We start from the raw sequence: 17185 nt of genomic DNA, 5'->3' as shown, positions 1-17185 counted from the left end.
AAATCACGGTATTTCCGTATTCTATATAGGATGGCTTTAAACATAAAAACAGCCCCGTTTACAGTGGTAAAGGGGCTGTAAATCCGCAATTGAGCATTCTTTCCGTCAGCCGCGGCGGACGACGCGCTCGATTTCCTCACGCACCAGTCGTTCGACAAGCGGCGGCAGATTGGTATCAAGCCATTCCTGCAACATCGGGCGCAGCATAGCTTCCATTTTCTCATTAAGCAGACGCTTCTGCTCTTCAATAAGTGCCTGACTGAGACTGCCGAAAGATGCTGCAACCTGCTTTTCCGCTGCCTCTGAAATCAGAGACTTGTCCTGTGCAGGAGCGGATACAGTTTGCGGAGCGGTTTCAAAGGTTTTTTCAGACACAGGGGCAACCTCTTCTTTTGCGGTTGGCTGGGTCATCGACACAACCCGCTTTTCTGCAACCTGCATAAGAAGCGCCTCTGACATTTTTATGGCATCACTCTTAGGTTGTTCGGCCGCAGCGACAACAACCGGCGGCACCGGCGGATTGACCGTCGCAATACGCACATGAGCAACATTGCGCTCATGCATTTCAGCCCGTGTCAGTTCCGGCTTTTGTGCTGGTGATGCCTGTTCCTGAATGCTGCCACGCAAGATCGCATCCAGCGTGAATGAAGGCGCAGGCTGAGTTTCAGCAGTTGTGGTTTCTGACGAAACAACAGCATTATTAGTTGGCGCTGTTTCTAAAGAAACAGCGTGGTTACTTGTTTGTGCTGTTTCCGAAGAAACAGCGTGGTTGTTTGCTTGTACTGTTTCCGAAGAAACAGCACGGGGAAACTGGGCAACCTCCCCGCGTTTTTCTTCTGCAGGCGGTTCTGAGGTTTTAACTGTTTCAGCGCGGTTTTCAGGCTGTGCTTTTGCAGCCGGAGCTGATGTCAGATCAGCTGTTGCCTGTTTTGTGACATCGCTGTCTTCAATAATTCTGCGAATGGAAGCCAGAATTTCTTCCATGGACGGTTCACGTGTTGCGCTGGAAGTCTGAGCCATATCGTGCAGCATCCTTTGGCTGTCGCTTATCTGCGGAAACGGCTTGTTTAGCCTTAAGTTTTCTCCGGCAGAATAATGCGTAAAATTCTTCAGTCTGAAAATTCAACGAATCTTAGCTCTAAAGTACAGAACCAATGCTGATTTGAGAATCCCTGCAGACCCCGCTGCGGCGTAAAACACAGATTTCTTAAGTGATTTTTAACTATTGCCGGAATTGTGGCCGCGTAACGCTCGCGGAAATGTCAGCTGAAAACAAAAAAGCGGCGCATTATGCGCCGCTTTTTAAAAGCTTGAATCAAATCCTGATTAGCGGCCGTCCGGAGTACGCAGACCGATCCACTTATCTTTCACAGCGTCATAATGCTGTTCAGGCTTATATTCTGCAACCTGCAGACCGATCTGGCGTGCTGTAAGGCGGCCAACCGATGAAAGCACGGCATAGCTTGCCACAACAACATCGCGTTCAGCCTGAACCTGCTGGATCTGAACATCGACCAGATCATTCTGGGCGTTCAAAACATCAAGTGTTGTACGCTGACCAACATTGCGCTCCTCAATCACGCCGTCCAATGCGAGACGTGCTGCGGAGATACCATCGCGATAGGCAGACAGGGATGCTTTTGCGGCTTCAAGCTGCGACCATGATGAGGCCACGGCGGCACGCACCTGATCCTGCACAACATCAATCTGAATACGCGCCTGACCAAGCTGTTCTTTCGACTTACGAACAGTTGCAGATGTTTTGCCGCCTGAATAAATCGGAACAGTAACGCCAACGCCGATCGAAGCGGAATTGCCGTTACCAGCCATTGGCAGACCGGAATAAACCGATGAATGCGAAGCGGAAGCTGTTACGCCGACAGTCGGCAGCAAGGCACCTTCTTTAGCTTTCACATTATGACCGGCAGCATCCATGGCAAATTGCATTGCCTTAACACCAGGGTGACCGGCTTCAGCAATCGCATAGGCCTGAGCAATGCTCTTTGGCAGCGATTTACCGGCAGGCTTGGCGGCCTGCAATTTATCCGGCGCAGAGCCGGTTACCTGACGGTAGACTGCTTCTGCCGATTTAACATTGGCGAGAGCGGCGTTGAGCTGCGCAACAGCAGCAGAGCGCTGCGCATCGGCCTGCGCTACGTCAGTACGGGTGCCTTCACCAACATCCAGACGGGCTTTGGCTGCACGAACCTGTTCATTCAATGCGGCCAGATTTTTCTGGCGCAGAGAAGCGATCTGGCGGTTCTGGTAAACATCCATATAGGCCTGAACAGCTTCGAACAGACGGTTCTGCTCGTCATTGCGAAGATTTTCGCGCTGGGCGTATACGTTACTTTCGGCCGCCGCCACGCTGTTTTTTGTTTGGAAACCATCGAACAGTGTCTGGTTCAGCTGAATGCCGACCTCGCCTGTTGTCGAATACAAATCAGTCGTGCCGTTACGGCTGCGGCCATATTTATATGTGCCGCTCAATGTCGGGCGGTAGCCTGATTTGGCAATTGCCACATCTTCATCAACTGCGCGCAGACCGGCGCGGGATGAATTGAGCGAAGCATTATTGTGATATGCTTTTTGCATTGCTCCGAACAGCGTTTCCGCCATGACAGGAGCCGGTGCGAGTACCGTGCTCGCTAATAGTGCAACAGCTAAAACCTGTTTGCGTAAATTGACCACGGTTTACCCCATACAATTCGAATCAAATTTCCCAAACTCATTCGGGCATTTGCTAATAACGGGTAAAAATCGGATTTTCCACCCATCAGCTTAATTCATTAATAAACAAATTGTTATTGTTGCCAAAACAACAATTTCTGGTCTGCCACAATTTTTACCCTTTTGTAAGCGGCGGGCTAAAAATAGTGGTTTTCAACGAGTGTGACAATATCAGGTTACACAGAGATTTTAAGCTTAAATATCGGTAATAAACAAAAAGCCTGCCGCGGAGATCCGTGACAGGCTTTCTGAAAAGAATTTATTGCGTATCAGAATACGAATTCGGCCGCATGACGGAAGCCCGGCAGCAGTTTCACCGCAGCATTAAATACGCCGCGACGGGATACGATACCGTCTTCTTTCACATAAATATGCGCAACGCCCATATTGCCCTGCCCTTCGATAGCAACCAGACGGCCGCCGTCTCTGAGCTGTGCCTGCAGAGCTTCCGGAACAAAATCAACCGCGCCTTCAATGATGATCACATCAAACGGGGCTTCTTTAGGGTAGCCGGCAGTCAGCTCACCGCTGACAACCACAACATTGTCGCAACCCAATGCCTGCAATTTTTCCGAAGCCGTGGCAGCGAAATCCGCATTGCTTTCAAGAGCGATCACCGAGCTTGCAAGCTGCGACAGAACCGCTGCCAGATAGCCTGTGCCGCAACCGATATCGAGAACCACATCCTGCTTTTTTACCGATGCGAGCTGCACCAGACGGGCTGCCGGTGATGGTTCCATCAGATAGCGTGCACCTTCCGGTGTTTCTGCCAGCAGCTGATCTTCATCAATATAGGCCAGCTCACGACGGTGCGCCGGTACAAATTCTTCACGCGGAACTGCCAGAAAAGCATCCAGAACAGCAAGATCCGTCACATCCGTCGTGCGGATCTGCGTATCAACCATATTAACACGAAGCTCGCGGAAATCGGCTGTCATAGCCCTAAACCTTTCCTGTGCGTTTGACGCACGTAATAATCTCAATCTCACATTGCAGCTTACCTGACCGCGGCAGCAATGCCTGATCGGGATTTAAAATTTGCTGCAACATTCTGCAATAAACACAGAAGCATTATACAGGCAGAAACCTGCACTTCCATGAAAATCATTTTCGCTGATTTGGCAAAAATACACCGCGCAGTCAATCAAAGACCGACATTCCTACCGCGCTCATAGTGCCGCATGGCCGATAAACCGCTCACATTTGTGTTTATCAGCGGCAAGATACAGAAATTTATCTTGTAAAATTATAGTGCGTCAGTGCTGTAAAGAGATCACGACTTTTTTGTTTTGGCGGTTTTCACGAATATCCAGAACCGTCTCATAAGGCTGGCCGATACGGCTTGCAGCACAGACTGCCGGAAGATCAATCCCTTTTGCTTTTAGCTGACTCAGCGCTGCATCCGGCAAAATACGTGCAGCTATCCGCACCAGCGGAAGCGGAACATTCGCCTTCTTCCCGAGCTGACCTTCGGTATATTTTTCAATAACCAGTTTTGCCATTGCAAACCCTCTCATTTTCGCCTGCCATATCCGGCAGGCAATCAAGCAAGTGCAATTTATATACAGGGATCGGGAGCGGCAAACTGATACTTGGTTTCAGGCAGAACTCAGACAGAACAGAGACAGTGCTTTGACAATATGCTGACAAATATCTAAACAATGCGCATCATGAGTACAGTCGAATCCGCAACCCGCTCAGCCGTAAATTTCATCATCTGAAGAAAATTTACGGCGTAACATTCAGAAGCCACGCTCTGCCGGTCGCTTAAGCACCGCTGCATGATTGCTTTTGTATGCACGCCTCACAGCGTGGATTCGACATATGTCTTTCTATAAAAACAAGTCTTTGCAACCCGCAGAGGGCATTCTGCCGGTGCAATGGAATTTTAGTCTTGCAGCGGCACTGGTTCTCATGGCGCCGTTTGATCTTCTGGCATCTATGGGAATGGATATTTATCTGCCCGTTATTCCGCATATGTCAGAAGCGCTGCAGACCAGCCCTGAAATGGTGCAGCTGACACTCAGCCTCTATCTGGGCGTGCTTGGTACAGGTCAGTTTATCTTCGGCCCGCTCTCGGATAAAATCGGTCGCAAACCGGTTTTACTGGGTGGTGCGCTGATCTTTACCTGTGCCTCTGCCGGACTGGCGATCACCGGTTCTGCGCCGGTCTTTCTGGCATTGCGTTTGCTGCAATCCGCAGGGGCTGCGGCAATGCTGGTGGCAACTTTTGCTACGGTGCGCGATGTTTATGCGCAACGTGCGGAAAGTGCGGTCATCTACAGCCTGTTCAGCTCCATGCTGGCTTTTGTGCCTGCACTTGCACCGCTGCTCGGCGCTTTGCTGGATATTCAGTTTGGCTGGCGCAGTATTTTCTGGGTGCTGGCAGCGCTTGGTGCTTTTGCAGGTTTGCATGCCGCATGGCGCTGGCCGGAAACCCGCGTGCCAAGTCTGACAAAACCGCGGGGAAAGCTGCGTTCCATTCTCGGAAGCAAGCCGTTCTGGACCTATACAACCGGCTTTAGTGCCGCAATGGGCTCGTTCTTTGTGTTCTTCTCTACTGCGCCGCTCTTGCTGGTCAACGGGCTTGGTCTGTCTTCGGTCACATTCAGCCTGTGTTTTGCCAGTATCGCCATTGTTATGGTGGTTTTCGCCCGTTTTGCCGGTTTTTATACGCAATGGTGGGGACTGCGCGGCACATTAAGACGCGGTATGCTTCTGATTATGTGCGGTGGCGGGCTGTTGTTGCTCTTCGGCGGAGTTATGCAATTGTCTGTGCCAGCCTTCATGGTCGCCATGTGGGTGGTCGCGGCGGGCATTGCCCTCACCTGCTCGGTAACAGCGAACGGAGCGCTGAAGAGCTTCGGTGACTATGCAGGCACGGCAACAGCCATTTATTACTGCATTGAAAGCCTGATCGTCAGCATTGCCGGAACACTTGTGGTCGTGCTGCTTGGCGGCAATACAATTCTGCCTCTGGTTGTTTTCACCATCACATCAGCATTTCTTACTCTCGTGCTGACAAAAACCATCAGCGCATAAAAGCTAGGATATGGCACCGGCACCATTTGTTGACCGGTGCCATATTGCGGCAGGCTGCAATCCGGCGTAGATCAGCGAAAACGGATTAAAGACTGACTGGTATCTGACATGCTCCGCCTGTTTAAAATTTCACTTCTTGCTTTTTGTCTGTCGGCACCGGCGGCAGCATTGGCAGAAGGCGACATCAAGAACGGCGAGAAAATTTACCAGAAATGCCGCTTCTGCCATATTCTCAATCAACCTGCAAATCGCATGGGGCCGCATCTGATGCAGTTGCAGGAGCGCAAAGCAGGCACGATTGAAGGTTTTCAATATTCTGCCGCTATGAAACAGGCCGGTGAAAACGGCTTGATTTGGAATGATGCGACGCTCAAAGAATTCCTGACAGCGCCTAAAACCATGATCCCCGGCACAACAATGCGTTTCTGGGGGCTGTGGGAGGGGCAGATTGACGATTTGCTGGCCTATATTAATGCGCAAGCGGAAGCTGCGTCCAAGCCATAGTTGACGGAACTGTTTCTTTTGTCCTGAATAGCGGAAATATGCGCTGTTCCTCTGTACCGGAAAGTCATTTCATGGAATGACTGTTGCACCAGCATCAGGACGGATATTTCATGTACACGCTCTATATTGCGAATAAAAACTATTCCTCATGGTCACTCCGGCCATGGCTTCTGATGAAGCAGCTGGACATTCCGTTTGAAGAAATTCTGATCCCTTTTGGCAGCGCAGACTGGGATAAAAACCCGTCTCCGACAGGGCAGGTTCCCTGCCTCTCGGAAAAGCAGGCTGACGGCAGCTTTATCTCAGTCTGGGATTCGCTCGGGATCACCGAATATCTGGCGGATAATCATCCGCAAATCTGGCCGCAGGATAAGAAAGCCAGAGCCTGGGCACGCTGTGCGACAGCAGAAATGCATTCCGGTTTTCACTCTCTGCGCTCAATATGCACCAATAATATCGGATTGCGGATTGATGTCAGCGCGCAGACAACACCTGCCCTGCAAAAAGATATCAGCCGCATTGACCAGCTCTGGAATGAAGGGCTGGATGCGTTTGGCGGGTCGTTTCTGGCGGGGGCTGAATTCAGTGCTGTTGATGCATTCTTTGCGCCGGTTGCTTTCCGCTTCCAGACCTATGGTATCAGGCTCAGCGATAAAGCCGCAGCCTATGCTGCCCATTTGCGTGAGCTGCCAGTGATGCAGGACTGGTATGCTGCAAGTCTCGCTGAGGTCTGGCGCGATGAGGCGCATGAGGTTGAAGCGCGCAATGCAGGGCCATGGCTGCAGGATCTCAGAGCAGCCGGATAAAGAAGATCATTCCATACAGCGGTCACGCAGGATCGCTGTATGGAGATGGTTTCAATTGATCTTAATCCGTATCAATCGAGGTATTGAAGCTCTCAAAACGCCAGACTACCTGAGCAACGGATTCATCATAGGGATTATAATCCGCCCTTGCCCGCAGAAAGCGTTTTTGGGACAGCGCCACATTCGAGATCAGCGGAACATGAAACTGCTGCCAGCCGGCCTCGCTGCGATGCGCGATAACCCAGCCATTCAGAACCATATTTCCCTGTGCGGAATAGCCGAGCAAATATGGCTCGATGATCCAACGAAATGATTTATAAATAAAACGAACTTGTCTTCTCTGCCGGATTGCGTCGCAGAGTATTGGAAATGCCAGCATGCGGTACCCCTCCCGCGTTTGGGCGTGCAATGACAGAAGTCGGGGACAATTTCAATAAAAACCACACGAATATAGACTATAGTCGCAAATAAAATCGAATATCAATATAATTAATGCCTAATATTTAATGTTTAATATATGAAATATATTCAGCAACATAGGCGGATATCATGATTCATTATTGCAATTGATGCAAAGGCCTATAGATTGAAGCTGTTGTTATTAAACAGAAATGGAAAATCAGGAGTATGAGATGATTTTCAAGGCAACCACGCTCATTGTTTCTCTTCTGTTTATCGGGCTGCCGCTGTCGGTTGTCATCGCAGCCTTTGCTGAAAGAAAATATCTTGAGGCAAAATCCGGCTCTCAATATGCGGAAATCAAAGCTTTCGGTGTCTGGGTTATTTCCCTGATCGTGATTTTCAGCATTATTCTGTTCTTCACCAATATGGTTGCGGCCTATATCTGATTGCATCAGGTATTTCAGATACAGTCACTCCGCTTAAAAGGAGTGACTGTTTATTGCATATTGCTCACCAGCAATTGCGGGCTCTGTAGCGGGAATAGAGGGCAAATACTGCCAGGCCGCCAATAACTGAGGCATGTTCCAGAGCGACAGTCATGTCGCGGAAAGCTTCTTCCCCTTCCTTCGCCCAGAACGGGTGCGCAACTGGTATCGTCAGCACCGTAAAGACCGCCAGTGCGCCGGTTGCCAGCCAGACGCCTTTGTTACAGATAATCATCAGCGAAGCACCGATTTGCAGGATCAGTGTCACGAGATTATAAGCCCAGCCCGGTTGCAGACCGAAATCATCCATAATCCCTGCATTGGCAGTGAAATCGAATAATTTTGCCAGACCGCTTGTCCAGAAAACCAGTGTGAGCAGAACTCTCGCCAGAATATCAAACCAATAGGAATCCAGTATTTTTTCGATGATATCCGGCATGGCTTATCCTTTACCTCCGGTGAGGCGCACGACTTTCATCGCCACAAATATAGCCAGAACCGGAGCCGCTGCGAAAATACCCGCCAGCCATAGCGAGGCATTGGACGCACCGGCAATATCACCCGCATCCGATATACCGGCAAAATTGGCAATCATACCGGCGCAGGCTGTTCCGAATGCAATGGCGAATAATTGCACTGTGGTCATGCCTCCTGAAGCAAGATCCTGTTCAGTTGCCGGTGCACCCTGATAAACCCGCGTGACCAGACCAGGCCATGCCAGACCAATGCCAAAGCCGATCAGAACCAGCCCGATGCAGAGAGGCAGCAAATATCTCCAGTCTCCGCCACCATGAACCGGCATGAAAATGGCAAGCAGGATCAGCCCCGCCAGCACCATGACGGGACCTGAGAAAATCAGAAAACCACCGCTCTTTTGCCAGCGTGAACTGAGAAATGATGCCGCTGTCCAGCCGATTGCCATCAGTGCTGCAAGATAGCCTGCCCAGAGCGGAGTCTGACCATGCAGTTTCTGCAACAGATAAGGCACATAAATTTCCGGCTGCATGCTCATCATCAGCAGAGCAATCATCAGATAGAGCGCCCCCAGCGGTGTGGAAATATTGAAAGCATTGCGCGGCAACAGGCGGGATCTGGCATTCATATCCACGAGAGCGATGGCGACAACCATAGTCAGCGCTCCGGCCAGACCGATCATATTCCATGACAATTCTTTTGACAGGCTGCCGGCTGAAACCGCCAGCACTGCACCGGTCAGCAGAATAAGCTGTAAAACCGGTATGGAGGATTGCTCATTCTTATCCCAGCTGCGCTTTGGTAAAGTTGTGAAAGCCAGCACGGCAAACAAAGCAGCAAAGGGCAATAAAGACCAGAAAGCTGCACGCCATGCGCTATACTCGGCGAAAACGCCACCGATTGCGGGGCCAATCAGAGTTGCCACACCAAACATAGCCGAGATCAGGCCAATCGCCCGCCCCCATAGGCGCTCCGGCAGCACGATCCGTGTCAGGCCATAGGCAAGCGCATAGAGAAAGCCGCCACCCAGTCCCTGTACCGCACGTCCGAGCAACATAACCGGCATATTGATCGCCAGTGAACAAATCAGCGTGCCGGTGCCAAATAACAATGTGGCGACCAGATAGGCACCGCGCGGCCCTGTGCTTTTCAGTAATTTAGCGGTCAGAGCCGCGCCCAGAATCGAGGCGATTACGAATAATGTTGTTGTCCATGCATAAAAATCGAGCCCGCCGATTTCAACGATCACGGAAGGCATAACCGTCGTAGCGATATACATATTGACGGCATGCAAAGTTACGCCACCGGCAAGGGCAAGCGCATAGATTCCGTTTTTTCCGCTGAATAATTCACCCCAGCCGGCCGGAGCATTATCTCTTTTTACCGTGGCGGCATCAGCACCGGCTGATACTGCGCCCGTCGTATCATTTCTCATGTCGGCTCTCCAAAATGCGTGTGAACGCAAAGGTTCCTTTGCCGCCGCAGACCTCACCGGATTTTTCACGGAGAAATTCATGCAGCATCTCAAAAGAATGCCGTGACAACCGGCCAAAAATGACAAGTCGTCGCAAGCACCGACACGCTTATAGAACCTCAACCAAAGTTGAGGTCAAGCCGTATTTGTATTGTTGTGTTAAAGTTTTTTTCTCAGCAGGCGGCGCGGCCCTGCCCCTTGTTCACCAAGTTCATCATCCGGATTGCGCAACGGACAATCCGCCAGAGAAAGGCACCCGCAGCCGATACAGGTGGCAATCTGATCGCGCAGCTGCATCAGGCTGACAATGCGCTCCTCCAGCATATCTTTCCATGCATTGGTAAATTGCCGCCAGTCCCGTGCTGTCGGCACATGGTCATGCGGGAGATCTTCCAGTGCATCACGGATAATCGACAGGGAAATTCCGGCACGCTGGGCAATGCGGATAATAGCAATACGGCGCAGCACCGCACGGTGGTAGCGCCGCTGATTACCCGCGGTGCGCCATCCGGCTATCAGCTCTTTTGCTTCATAAAAATGGATAGTGGAAACAGGAACACCGCTGCGGCGGGCAACATCGCCCACCGTCAGCGTTTCTTTGAGTTTACCCGATGACATAATCAAACCTCAAGAATGGATGAGGTATGGTAAATCAGGCTGCGCAATAAATACAGGCACTCACGAAAATGTCAGGCTGTATAGCGCTGCTCGCCTGCCATCCATGTTTCGCTGACTTTGATTTTGCCGATATCTTTCACGCCGCTAGTCGGGTCCTGTTCCAGTATGGCGAAGTCCGCATATTTTCCGGTTTCAAGGCTGCCAACCTTATCATCCATATGGCAATGCCATGCAGCATCAATGGTTACAGCACGCAATGCGGCTTCTGCCGGTATGCATTCGTCGGAGAAGAAGACACCGCCGCCCTCATTCATCACACGGGCAACCGCATCCTGCACATAGCGCAGAGGTTCAATCGGCGTTACGCTCCAGTCGGAATGCAGCGAAATACGCAAACCGGCTGCCAGAGCCGAGGCGCAAGGATCATAATATTTCGCCCGCTCCGGCCCCAGAATGCGATCACGGAAGGCCTTGCCCCACCATCGCACATGACCGATGAGGAAAGACGGCGACAGGCCAAGCCGCACCATTTTCTCCATCTGCTCTGGATGCAGAACACTGCAATGCTCAATCCGGTGGCGCAGATCATTCGGTGCCGACCCTTGCAGCACGGTCTGATAGGCTTCAATCACCGTATCAATTGCCCCGTCACCATTGGCATGGACACCGACCTGCCAGCCGCCATCATGGGCACGCTTTATGACTTCGGTGATTTGCTCAAGGCTGTAATTCAGTGCCCCGCGGCTATTGCTGCCCAGATAATTCTCGCGCTGATAGCCGGTTTCTGCCTGATTGGAGCCATCCGCCCAGGCTTTGACACCATCAATGCGGAACAGGTCATTGCCATGACCGGGTTTGATACCAAGCTTGTCCCATTCATCCATCAATGTTGAAATCAGCATCCCGCGATAGCGCACCGGCGGATTATCAGCCATCACGGCATCAAGAAGCGCAATATCATTGACGCCGGACAGCATGCCAATGCTGCAATCATGCAGGCTTGTGCAGCCCACAGATGCCGCATGATCGAATAATCCGCGAATGCGTTTCTGTACTTCCGCTGCCGTTGGTTGCGGCATCTTTTCGATAAATGGTTCCTGCGCCGCGCTCTCTTCAAGCCTGCCGCTGAGTTTGCCATTTGCATCACGCACAAAGCGTGCACCGGAAGGGTCTTTGGTGTCTTCCGTAATGCCTGCCAGTTTCATGGCGGCGCTGTTTGCATAGGCAATATGTCCGTTACTCTCCATCATGAAAAACGGATTATTTGGCGCCAGTGCATCAAGCTCTGCCATTGTCGGCGGGCGGGCATCTTTGGTGATGCTGGGGTCAAAATTCTTCGCCCGAATCCATTCACCTGATTTTGCCTTCTCCACACCAGCTTTCAGCTGAAGCCAGACATCCTTGAAGGTCGGTGTGGCCATCGGGCTGACGTCAATCCAGTCATCCAGCACCACAAAGGTCGAATGCATATGCGGATCAATCAGACCGGGCATTAATGTGCGGCCGCCAAGATCAACAATACGCGTCTTAGAACCGCTTAAAGCCTGCATGTCCTCAGCCGTTCCGACGCCGAGAATAGTATCGCCGCGAATGGCAATAGCTTCAGCGCGGGCATTCTCCTTATTCATGGTGAGGATAGTGCCGCCCTTAAAGATCACATCAGCGGATCCGTCAGAAGCTGCGGCCAGCGCTGTTCTGCTTTCCATAACTGAGGCGGCGAAAACAGAAGTGGCCGCCACTCCCATATATTTCAAAAAATTACGCCGTGATGCGGCGTTTCTCAGAATGGCTGTAACTCCGGGATTGCAGGCTAAACACATCGGATATTTCCCCTGTAAGGATTATTTGATGCCGGATTATTCCTGAACGCACATATATGTAAGATCAAATAAAACTAAAAGTAATAATAATTTTAAAATAACAATAAATACAAATGAAATTTATATAAAACAGCTTTGAATATACACAAAATCAATTTCGTTTAAACAATTTTATTGACTGAGCAGGCAGTTTCTTGACCGCCTGCTCAGCAAATATTCATTGAATGCAGATTATCCGCCAAAGCCGCGCAGAAAATGCGTGAGATTTCCGCCCAGCTGATCGCAGATATAACCACCTTCCTGCACAATCACTGTCGGCAGGTTCAGACTTGCGCATTTCTGGGCAATGCTGGTGAAACCCTGCTCATTGACGGTAAAACCGCCAAACGGATCATGCTCGGAAGCATCAAGCCCAAGCGCCAGAACCAAAGCACCCGGCCGATAGGCGCGGATACGATCCAATGCCAGATCCAGTGCATCGAGAAATTCCTGATTGCCGGAACCGCGTGCCAAAGGCAGGTTGTAATTATAGCCAAGGCCTGCGCCCTCACCGCGCTCTGAGGCATGACCCCAGAAAAACGGATAGAAAACCGCCGGATCAACATGGATGGAAACGGTCATCACATCGGCACGGTGATAGAAAATGCCCTGCGTGCCATTGCCGTGATGCAGGTCCACATCGAGAACAACCACGCGGTCATGGCTCTCGCGCAATACCTGTGCAGCAATCGCGGAATTGTTCAGAAAGCAGAAGCCTCCAGCCATGTCGGCATAGGCATGGTGACCGGGCGGGCGGCACAACGCATAGGCTGCAGGCTCGCCATTCTGCACCAGTTTGGCAGCTTCAATTGCCGTCTGCGCACTCCAATAAGCAGAATTCCACGTATCTGCAGCAATCGGACAGGCCGTATCGGCCATATGATAGCCAGCACGACCGACCGGTGATGTCGGATAGGAAAAATCGCGGCGGTTCGGATGGATATTCGGAATGACCTCATCGGATGCGCCACTGATTGTCTGCCATTGCCCGTAAATGACCTGCAGGAATTCCAGATATTCAGGGCTGTGCACGGCGCTGACCGGTGCCAGACCGTGATCCTGCGCTGCAATCATTGCAAGTCCGGCATCATTAGCGCCGGTTAAAAGCCGCTGTATGCGCTCAGGCACTTCCGGATTGGGTTTGCGGACACCGGCAGATAAAAACATGGCCGGATTATGCGCGCGCTGAGGCTCAGCAAATGTAAATTTCATAAATCAGTTTCCTCCTCATGCTGCAATTATTGCTCCATATCTGCGAATATGGCCTCCTGAAATAACTGCACGACAGGAAACTACGGAGAGGATTGCCCGATTGCAAATAAAAACAACAGGCTGAGCTAAATCAGTGATTTGCGGGGGCTTCAAAAACCATACCGTCATAGGCTGGCTCGACATTCTCGGGCACAAGAGCGCGCACTTCATCATAATCCAGCGGCACATGCATATGGGTGAGAATAGCACGGCGCGGTTTCAGGCGTGAAACCCATTCCAGCGCTTCATCCAGACTGAAATGGCTCGGGTGCGGCCTGTGTTGCAGAGCATCAATCAGCAAAACATCCAGATTTTCCAGAGATGCTGCTGTTTCCGGCGGAAACTCATTCACATCCGAGCAATAGGCCACATTTTCAATACGAAAGCCGAGACTGGTAATATCGCCATGTACCATCGGCATGGGTTTAAAGCGGATCGGACCGCCTGCCCCGTTAATGGTGAAACTCTCGGTATTACCGATTTCATGGGCTTTAAGAATTGGCGGATAGCTTGAGCCGAAGGGCGTGGCGAAACAATAGCCGAAAGCCTCATAAAGCCGGTTGAGCGTCAGACGATTTGTATAGATCGGCATCAGGCTCTTGCTGTCGAGCACAAAACTGCGCAAATCATCAATACCGTGAATATGGTCGGCATGAGGATGCGTATAGATCGCCGCATCGATATGACGGTCTGCTTTGCCTGCCAGCCCGTCAATGATTTGTGCGCGAAAATCCGGCCCCGTATCGATCACCACACGCGTTGTGCCATGGGGGCTGACACGCTCCACCAGCAGCGATGCACGGCGACGGCGGTTTTTCGGATTGTCCGGATTGCACTTACCCCAATCGCCATTCGGACGCGGCACACCCGGAGATGAGCCGCAACCAAGAACCGTAAAGCGATAGAAGTCAGACATGTGCCAGTTCCGCTTTTATACGCCTTTTAATAATTAAATATCAAAAGGTTGAAGTGATTATCTGATAGTTTGAACGAACATAATCAGCGAGGTATTTTGGTAAACAGACGCAGCACATTCTCACCGGTCATCCGGCGGATATCCGCATCGCTCACACCAATGACATCCGCCAGAACCGCAGCTGTATGCGCAACGTATGATGGCTCATTGCGTTTGCCGCGATGTGGCATCGGTGCCAGATAAGGTGCATCAGTCTCTACCAGCAAACGATCATGCGGCACGATTTTTGCGGCTTCACGAATTTCGGCAGAGTTTTTGAAGGTGATAATACCTGAGAAAGACACATAGCCGCCAAGCTCAACGCCGGTGCGTGCCAGTTCAATGCCGGACGAGAAGCAATGGAGAATAAACGGGAACGCGCCTTTAGCGGTTTCCTCACGCAATAATACTGCCATATCCTCATCCGCACTGCGGGCATGGATCACCAGCGGCAATTGCGTGCGGCGCGACGCTTCAATATGTGTCAGCAGGCCTTGGCGCTGCGCTTCCGGTGTTGAATAATCATAGTGATAATCTAAGCCTGCCTCACCGATTGCCACAACTTTCGGATGCTGCGCAAGACGTACCAGCTCATCAGCGGTTACATCCAGTTCTTCATGGGCATTATTCGGATGGGTGCCGACCGAGCAATAAAGCGGATCATAGCTCTCCGCGAGCGCTAAAATCTGATCAAACTTCTTAACGCGGGTGCAGATGGTGATCATCTTTTCGACACCGGCATCGAGAGCACGCTGAATAATCGCGTCACGCTCTTCTGCAAAATCAGCGAAATCGAGATGGCAATGGCTGTCTACAAGCATAATAAAAGTCCTGCCCGAGGCTTAGCACTCGGGAAAATGATACGGGCGATAATTCGCCCGTATCTGATATAAGATATTACTCTTCAGTTTCCACATAACGCGGGAAGATCGGCTCCGGTGCAGGCAGTTCAGCACCGCTGATCAGCACATCGCCGAGATCAGCGAAACTGCGCTTATCTTCTGCAACACCCAGAATATTCAGCAGCTTGGCTGAAGATGTCGGGATATAGGCCTGAGTCATAATTGCAACGCGGCGCAGCACTTCTGCGGTCGTATACAAGACTGTGCCCATACGTACCGGATCGGTCTTGCGCAGTGCCCAAGGTTCCTGAGCTGCGAAGTAACGATTGGCTTCTGATACAACATTGAAGATTGCCGCCAGCGCCTGATGAATGGCCTGAACCTTCATCGCATTACGGGCAAGTTCAATTGCTTCTTCAGCCAGTTTCAGAATAGCCGTATCTTCCTCATGGAAGTTAGCTTTTTCCGGCACTTTACCTTCGCAGTTCTTGGCGATCATCGACAGCGAGCGCTGTGCCAGATTGCCCAGATCATTGGCCAGATCGGCATTGGTACGGTTGACAATCGCTTCGTGATTGTAGCTGCCGTCCTGACCGAAAGGCACTTCACGCAGGAAGAAGTAGCGCACCTGATCCAGACCATAGCGGTCGATAAAGGCAAACGGATCGATCACATTGCCGACCGACTTCGACATTTTCTCGCCGCGGTTGAACAGGAAGCCGTGCGCGAAAACACGTTCCGGCAGAGGCAGACCGGCAGACATCAGGAATGCTGGCCAGTAAACTGCATGGAAGCGCACAATGTCTTTACCGAGAATATGCGCAGTTGCAGGCCAGAACTGTGCCTTCTCCGCATCCATATCCGGATAGCCGATAGCGGTGAGATAGTTGGTCAGCGCATCAACCCAGACATACATCACATGCTTGTCATTGCCCGGAACCGGCACACCCCAGTCAAAGGTGGTGCGGGAAACGGACAGATCACGCAGGCCGGATTTGATGAAGCTCAGCACTTCATTGCGGCGCTCAGACGGGCCGACAAATTCCGGATGCTTTTCAAAATATTCGATCAGCGGCTGCTGGTATTTGGACAGGCGGAAGAAATAGCTTTCTTCTTCATGCCATTCCACCGGTGAACCGATAGGCTCACGGCGAACGCCATCTTCACCAACAGTTGTTTCGCTCTCGTCGAAATAAGCTTCCTGACGAACCGAATACCAGCCGGCATAGCTGTCGAGATAGATATCGCCATTCGCGACCATGCGCTCCCAGATATCCTGACAGGCTTTGTAATGACGTTCTTCCGTGGTGCGGATGAACTGGTCATGGCTGGAACCGATTTTTGCCAGCATTTCGCGGAACACGGCGGAGTTTTTGTCAGCCAGTTCAAGCGGCGTAATGCCTTCTTTTTCGGCGGTCTGCTGCATTTTCAGACCATGTTCGTCTGTACCGGTCAGGAACAGCACATCTTTGCCATCCAGACGCTGGAAGCGCGCCATGGCATCGGTGGCAATCGATGTATAGGCATGGCCGATATGCGGCGTGCCGTTCGGATAGAAGATCGGGGTAGTGATGTAAAATTTTTCGCGGCTCATGTCGGATCCGTCTTGTCGAGATATTTTATCTCATGAAGTCAATATGATGATAACTGATAAAACCGGCATATCGCATGTCAGACCGTAAGTCAGCACTAAATGCATCGAATTCAGAAACTCATGCTTGTTTATGCGGTTTTTTGATCCTG

General features: G+C 51.2%; 17 protein-coding genes. 4 read left to right on the top strand and 13 right to left on the bottom strand.

Translation table 11 applies throughout. The features are described from left to right. Positions 1–105: 105 nt before the first annotated feature. From F7P81_RS08175 to F7P81_RS08160, 4 genes are all read right to left on the bottom strand, one after another. Positions 106–1020, bottom strand: coding sequence for a PopZ family protein (locus tag F7P81_RS08175; RefSeq protein ID WP_170265228.1), 915 nt, complete (start codon positions 1018–1020; stop codon positions 106–108). A 306-nt stretch (positions 1021–1326) separates the two neighbouring features. Then, the gene (locus F7P81_RS08170; protein WP_484573184.1) at positions 1327–2691 is read right to left on the bottom strand and encodes a TolC family outer membrane protein; all 1365 of its coding nucleotides are present in this window, start codon (positions 2689–2691) and stop codon (positions 1327–1329) included. 308 nt (positions 2692–2999) lie between these two features. Further along, the gene (locus F7P81_RS08165) at positions 3000–3668 is read right to left on the bottom strand and encodes a protein-L-isoaspartate O-methyltransferase family protein (RefSeq protein ID WP_022711750.1); all 669 of its coding nucleotides are present in this window, start codon (positions 3666–3668) and stop codon (positions 3000–3002) included. A 318-nt stretch (positions 3669–3986) separates the two neighbouring features. Next, positions 3987–4232 (bottom strand): hypothetical protein, encoded by a 246-nt coding sequence (locus F7P81_RS08160; RefSeq protein ID WP_151159153.1) that lies wholly within the window; start codon positions 4230–4232, stop codon positions 3987–3989. A 322-nt stretch (positions 4233–4554) separates the two neighbouring features. Here F7P81_RS08160 and cml point away from each other — a divergent pair, with 322 nt between their 5' ends. The 3 genes from cml (at position 4555) to F7P81_RS08145 (ending at position 7082) form a co-directional block, all read left to right on the top strand. Next, positions 4555–5772 carry a CmlA/FloR family chloramphenicol efflux MFS transporter gene (gene cml, locus F7P81_RS08155; RefSeq protein WP_151159152.1) on the top strand — a complete coding sequence of 406 codons (1218 nt, stop codon included), beginning with the start codon at positions 4555–4557 and terminating at the stop codon, positions 5770–5772. 168 nt (positions 5773–5940) lie between these two features. Next, positions 5941–6276, top strand: coding sequence for a c-type cytochrome (locus F7P81_RS08150; protein ID WP_170265227.1), 336 nt, complete (start codon positions 5941–5943; stop codon positions 6274–6276). Positions 6277–6386: 110 nt separating this feature from the next. Beyond that, a complete protein-coding gene (locus tag F7P81_RS08145) occupies positions 6387–7082 on the top strand; it encodes a glutathione S-transferase family protein (RefSeq protein ID WP_151159150.1) in 696 nt (231 codons plus the stop codon). A 61-nt stretch (positions 7083–7143) separates the two neighbouring features. On the opposite strand, the gene F7P81_RS08140 is transcribed toward F7P81_RS08145, so the two are convergent. Then, on the bottom strand, positions 7144–7461 hold the full coding sequence (locus tag F7P81_RS08140) for a WYL domain-containing protein (RefSeq protein ID WP_139316367.1): 318 nt from the start codon (positions 7459–7461) through the stop codon (positions 7144–7146). 253 nt (positions 7462–7714) lie between these two features. On the opposite strand from F7P81_RS08140, the gene F7P81_RS08135 reads away from it, so the two are divergent. Further along, the gene (locus F7P81_RS08135; protein WP_151159149.1) at positions 7715–7930 is read left to right on the top strand and encodes a hypothetical protein; all 216 of its coding nucleotides are present in this window, start codon (positions 7715–7717) and stop codon (positions 7928–7930) included. Between the two features lie 64 nt (positions 7931–7994). Here F7P81_RS08135 and F7P81_RS08130 read toward each other — a convergent pair whose 3' ends face one another. From F7P81_RS08130 to metG, 8 genes are all read right to left on the bottom strand, one after another. Continuing rightward, positions 7995–8408: a DoxX family protein gene (locus tag F7P81_RS08130; RefSeq protein ID WP_151159148.1), complete on the bottom strand. Its 414-nt coding sequence runs from the start codon at positions 8406–8408 to the stop codon at positions 7995–7997. Positions 8409–8411: 3 nt separating this feature from the next. After that, positions 8412–9878 carry an MFS transporter gene (locus tag F7P81_RS08125; protein ID WP_151159147.1) on the bottom strand — a complete coding sequence of 489 codons (1467 nt, stop codon included), beginning with the start codon at positions 9876–9878 and terminating at the stop codon, positions 8412–8414. A gap of 198 nt (positions 9879–10076) precedes the next feature. After that, a complete protein-coding gene (gene soxR / locus F7P81_RS08120) occupies positions 10077–10535 on the bottom strand; it encodes a redox-sensitive transcriptional activator SoxR (RefSeq protein WP_022712071.1) in 459 nt (152 codons plus the stop codon). A 71-nt stretch (positions 10536–10606) separates the two neighbouring features. Further along, a complete protein-coding gene (locus tag F7P81_RS08115; protein WP_151159146.1) occupies positions 10607–12355 on the bottom strand; it encodes an amidohydrolase in 1749 nt (582 codons plus the stop codon). Positions 12356–12586: 231 nt separating this feature from the next. Next, positions 12587–13606 (bottom strand): histone deacetylase family protein, encoded by a 1020-nt coding sequence (locus F7P81_RS08110; RefSeq protein ID WP_151159145.1) that lies wholly within the window; start codon positions 13604–13606, stop codon positions 12587–12589. A gap of 130 nt (positions 13607–13736) precedes the next feature. Next, complete coding sequence (locus F7P81_RS08105; RefSeq protein ID WP_151159144.1) at positions 13737–14561, bottom strand: MBL fold metallo-hydrolase; 825 nt, start codon at positions 14559–14561, stop codon at positions 13737–13739. An 83-nt stretch (positions 14562–14644) separates the two neighbouring features. Continuing rightward, complete coding sequence (locus tag F7P81_RS08100) at positions 14645–15421, bottom strand: TatD family hydrolase (protein WP_151159143.1); 777 nt, start codon at positions 15419–15421, stop codon at positions 14645–14647. A gap of 76 nt (positions 15422–15497) precedes the next feature. Beyond that, positions 15498–17036, bottom strand: coding sequence for a methionine--tRNA ligase (gene metG / locus F7P81_RS08095; RefSeq protein ID WP_151159142.1), 1539 nt, complete (start codon positions 17034–17036; stop codon positions 15498–15500). Positions 17037–17185: the final 149 nt, after the last annotated feature.

It is taken from the genome of Pseudochrobactrum saccharolyticum (assembly GCF_008801715.1).
Lineage (GTDB): Bacteria > Pseudomonadota > Alphaproteobacteria > Rhizobiales > Rhizobiaceae > Pseudochrobactrum > Pseudochrobactrum saccharolyticum.
The sequence above is the reverse complement of the archived record's forward strand: the minus strand, read 5'-3'. Positions and strand labels throughout refer to the sequence as shown.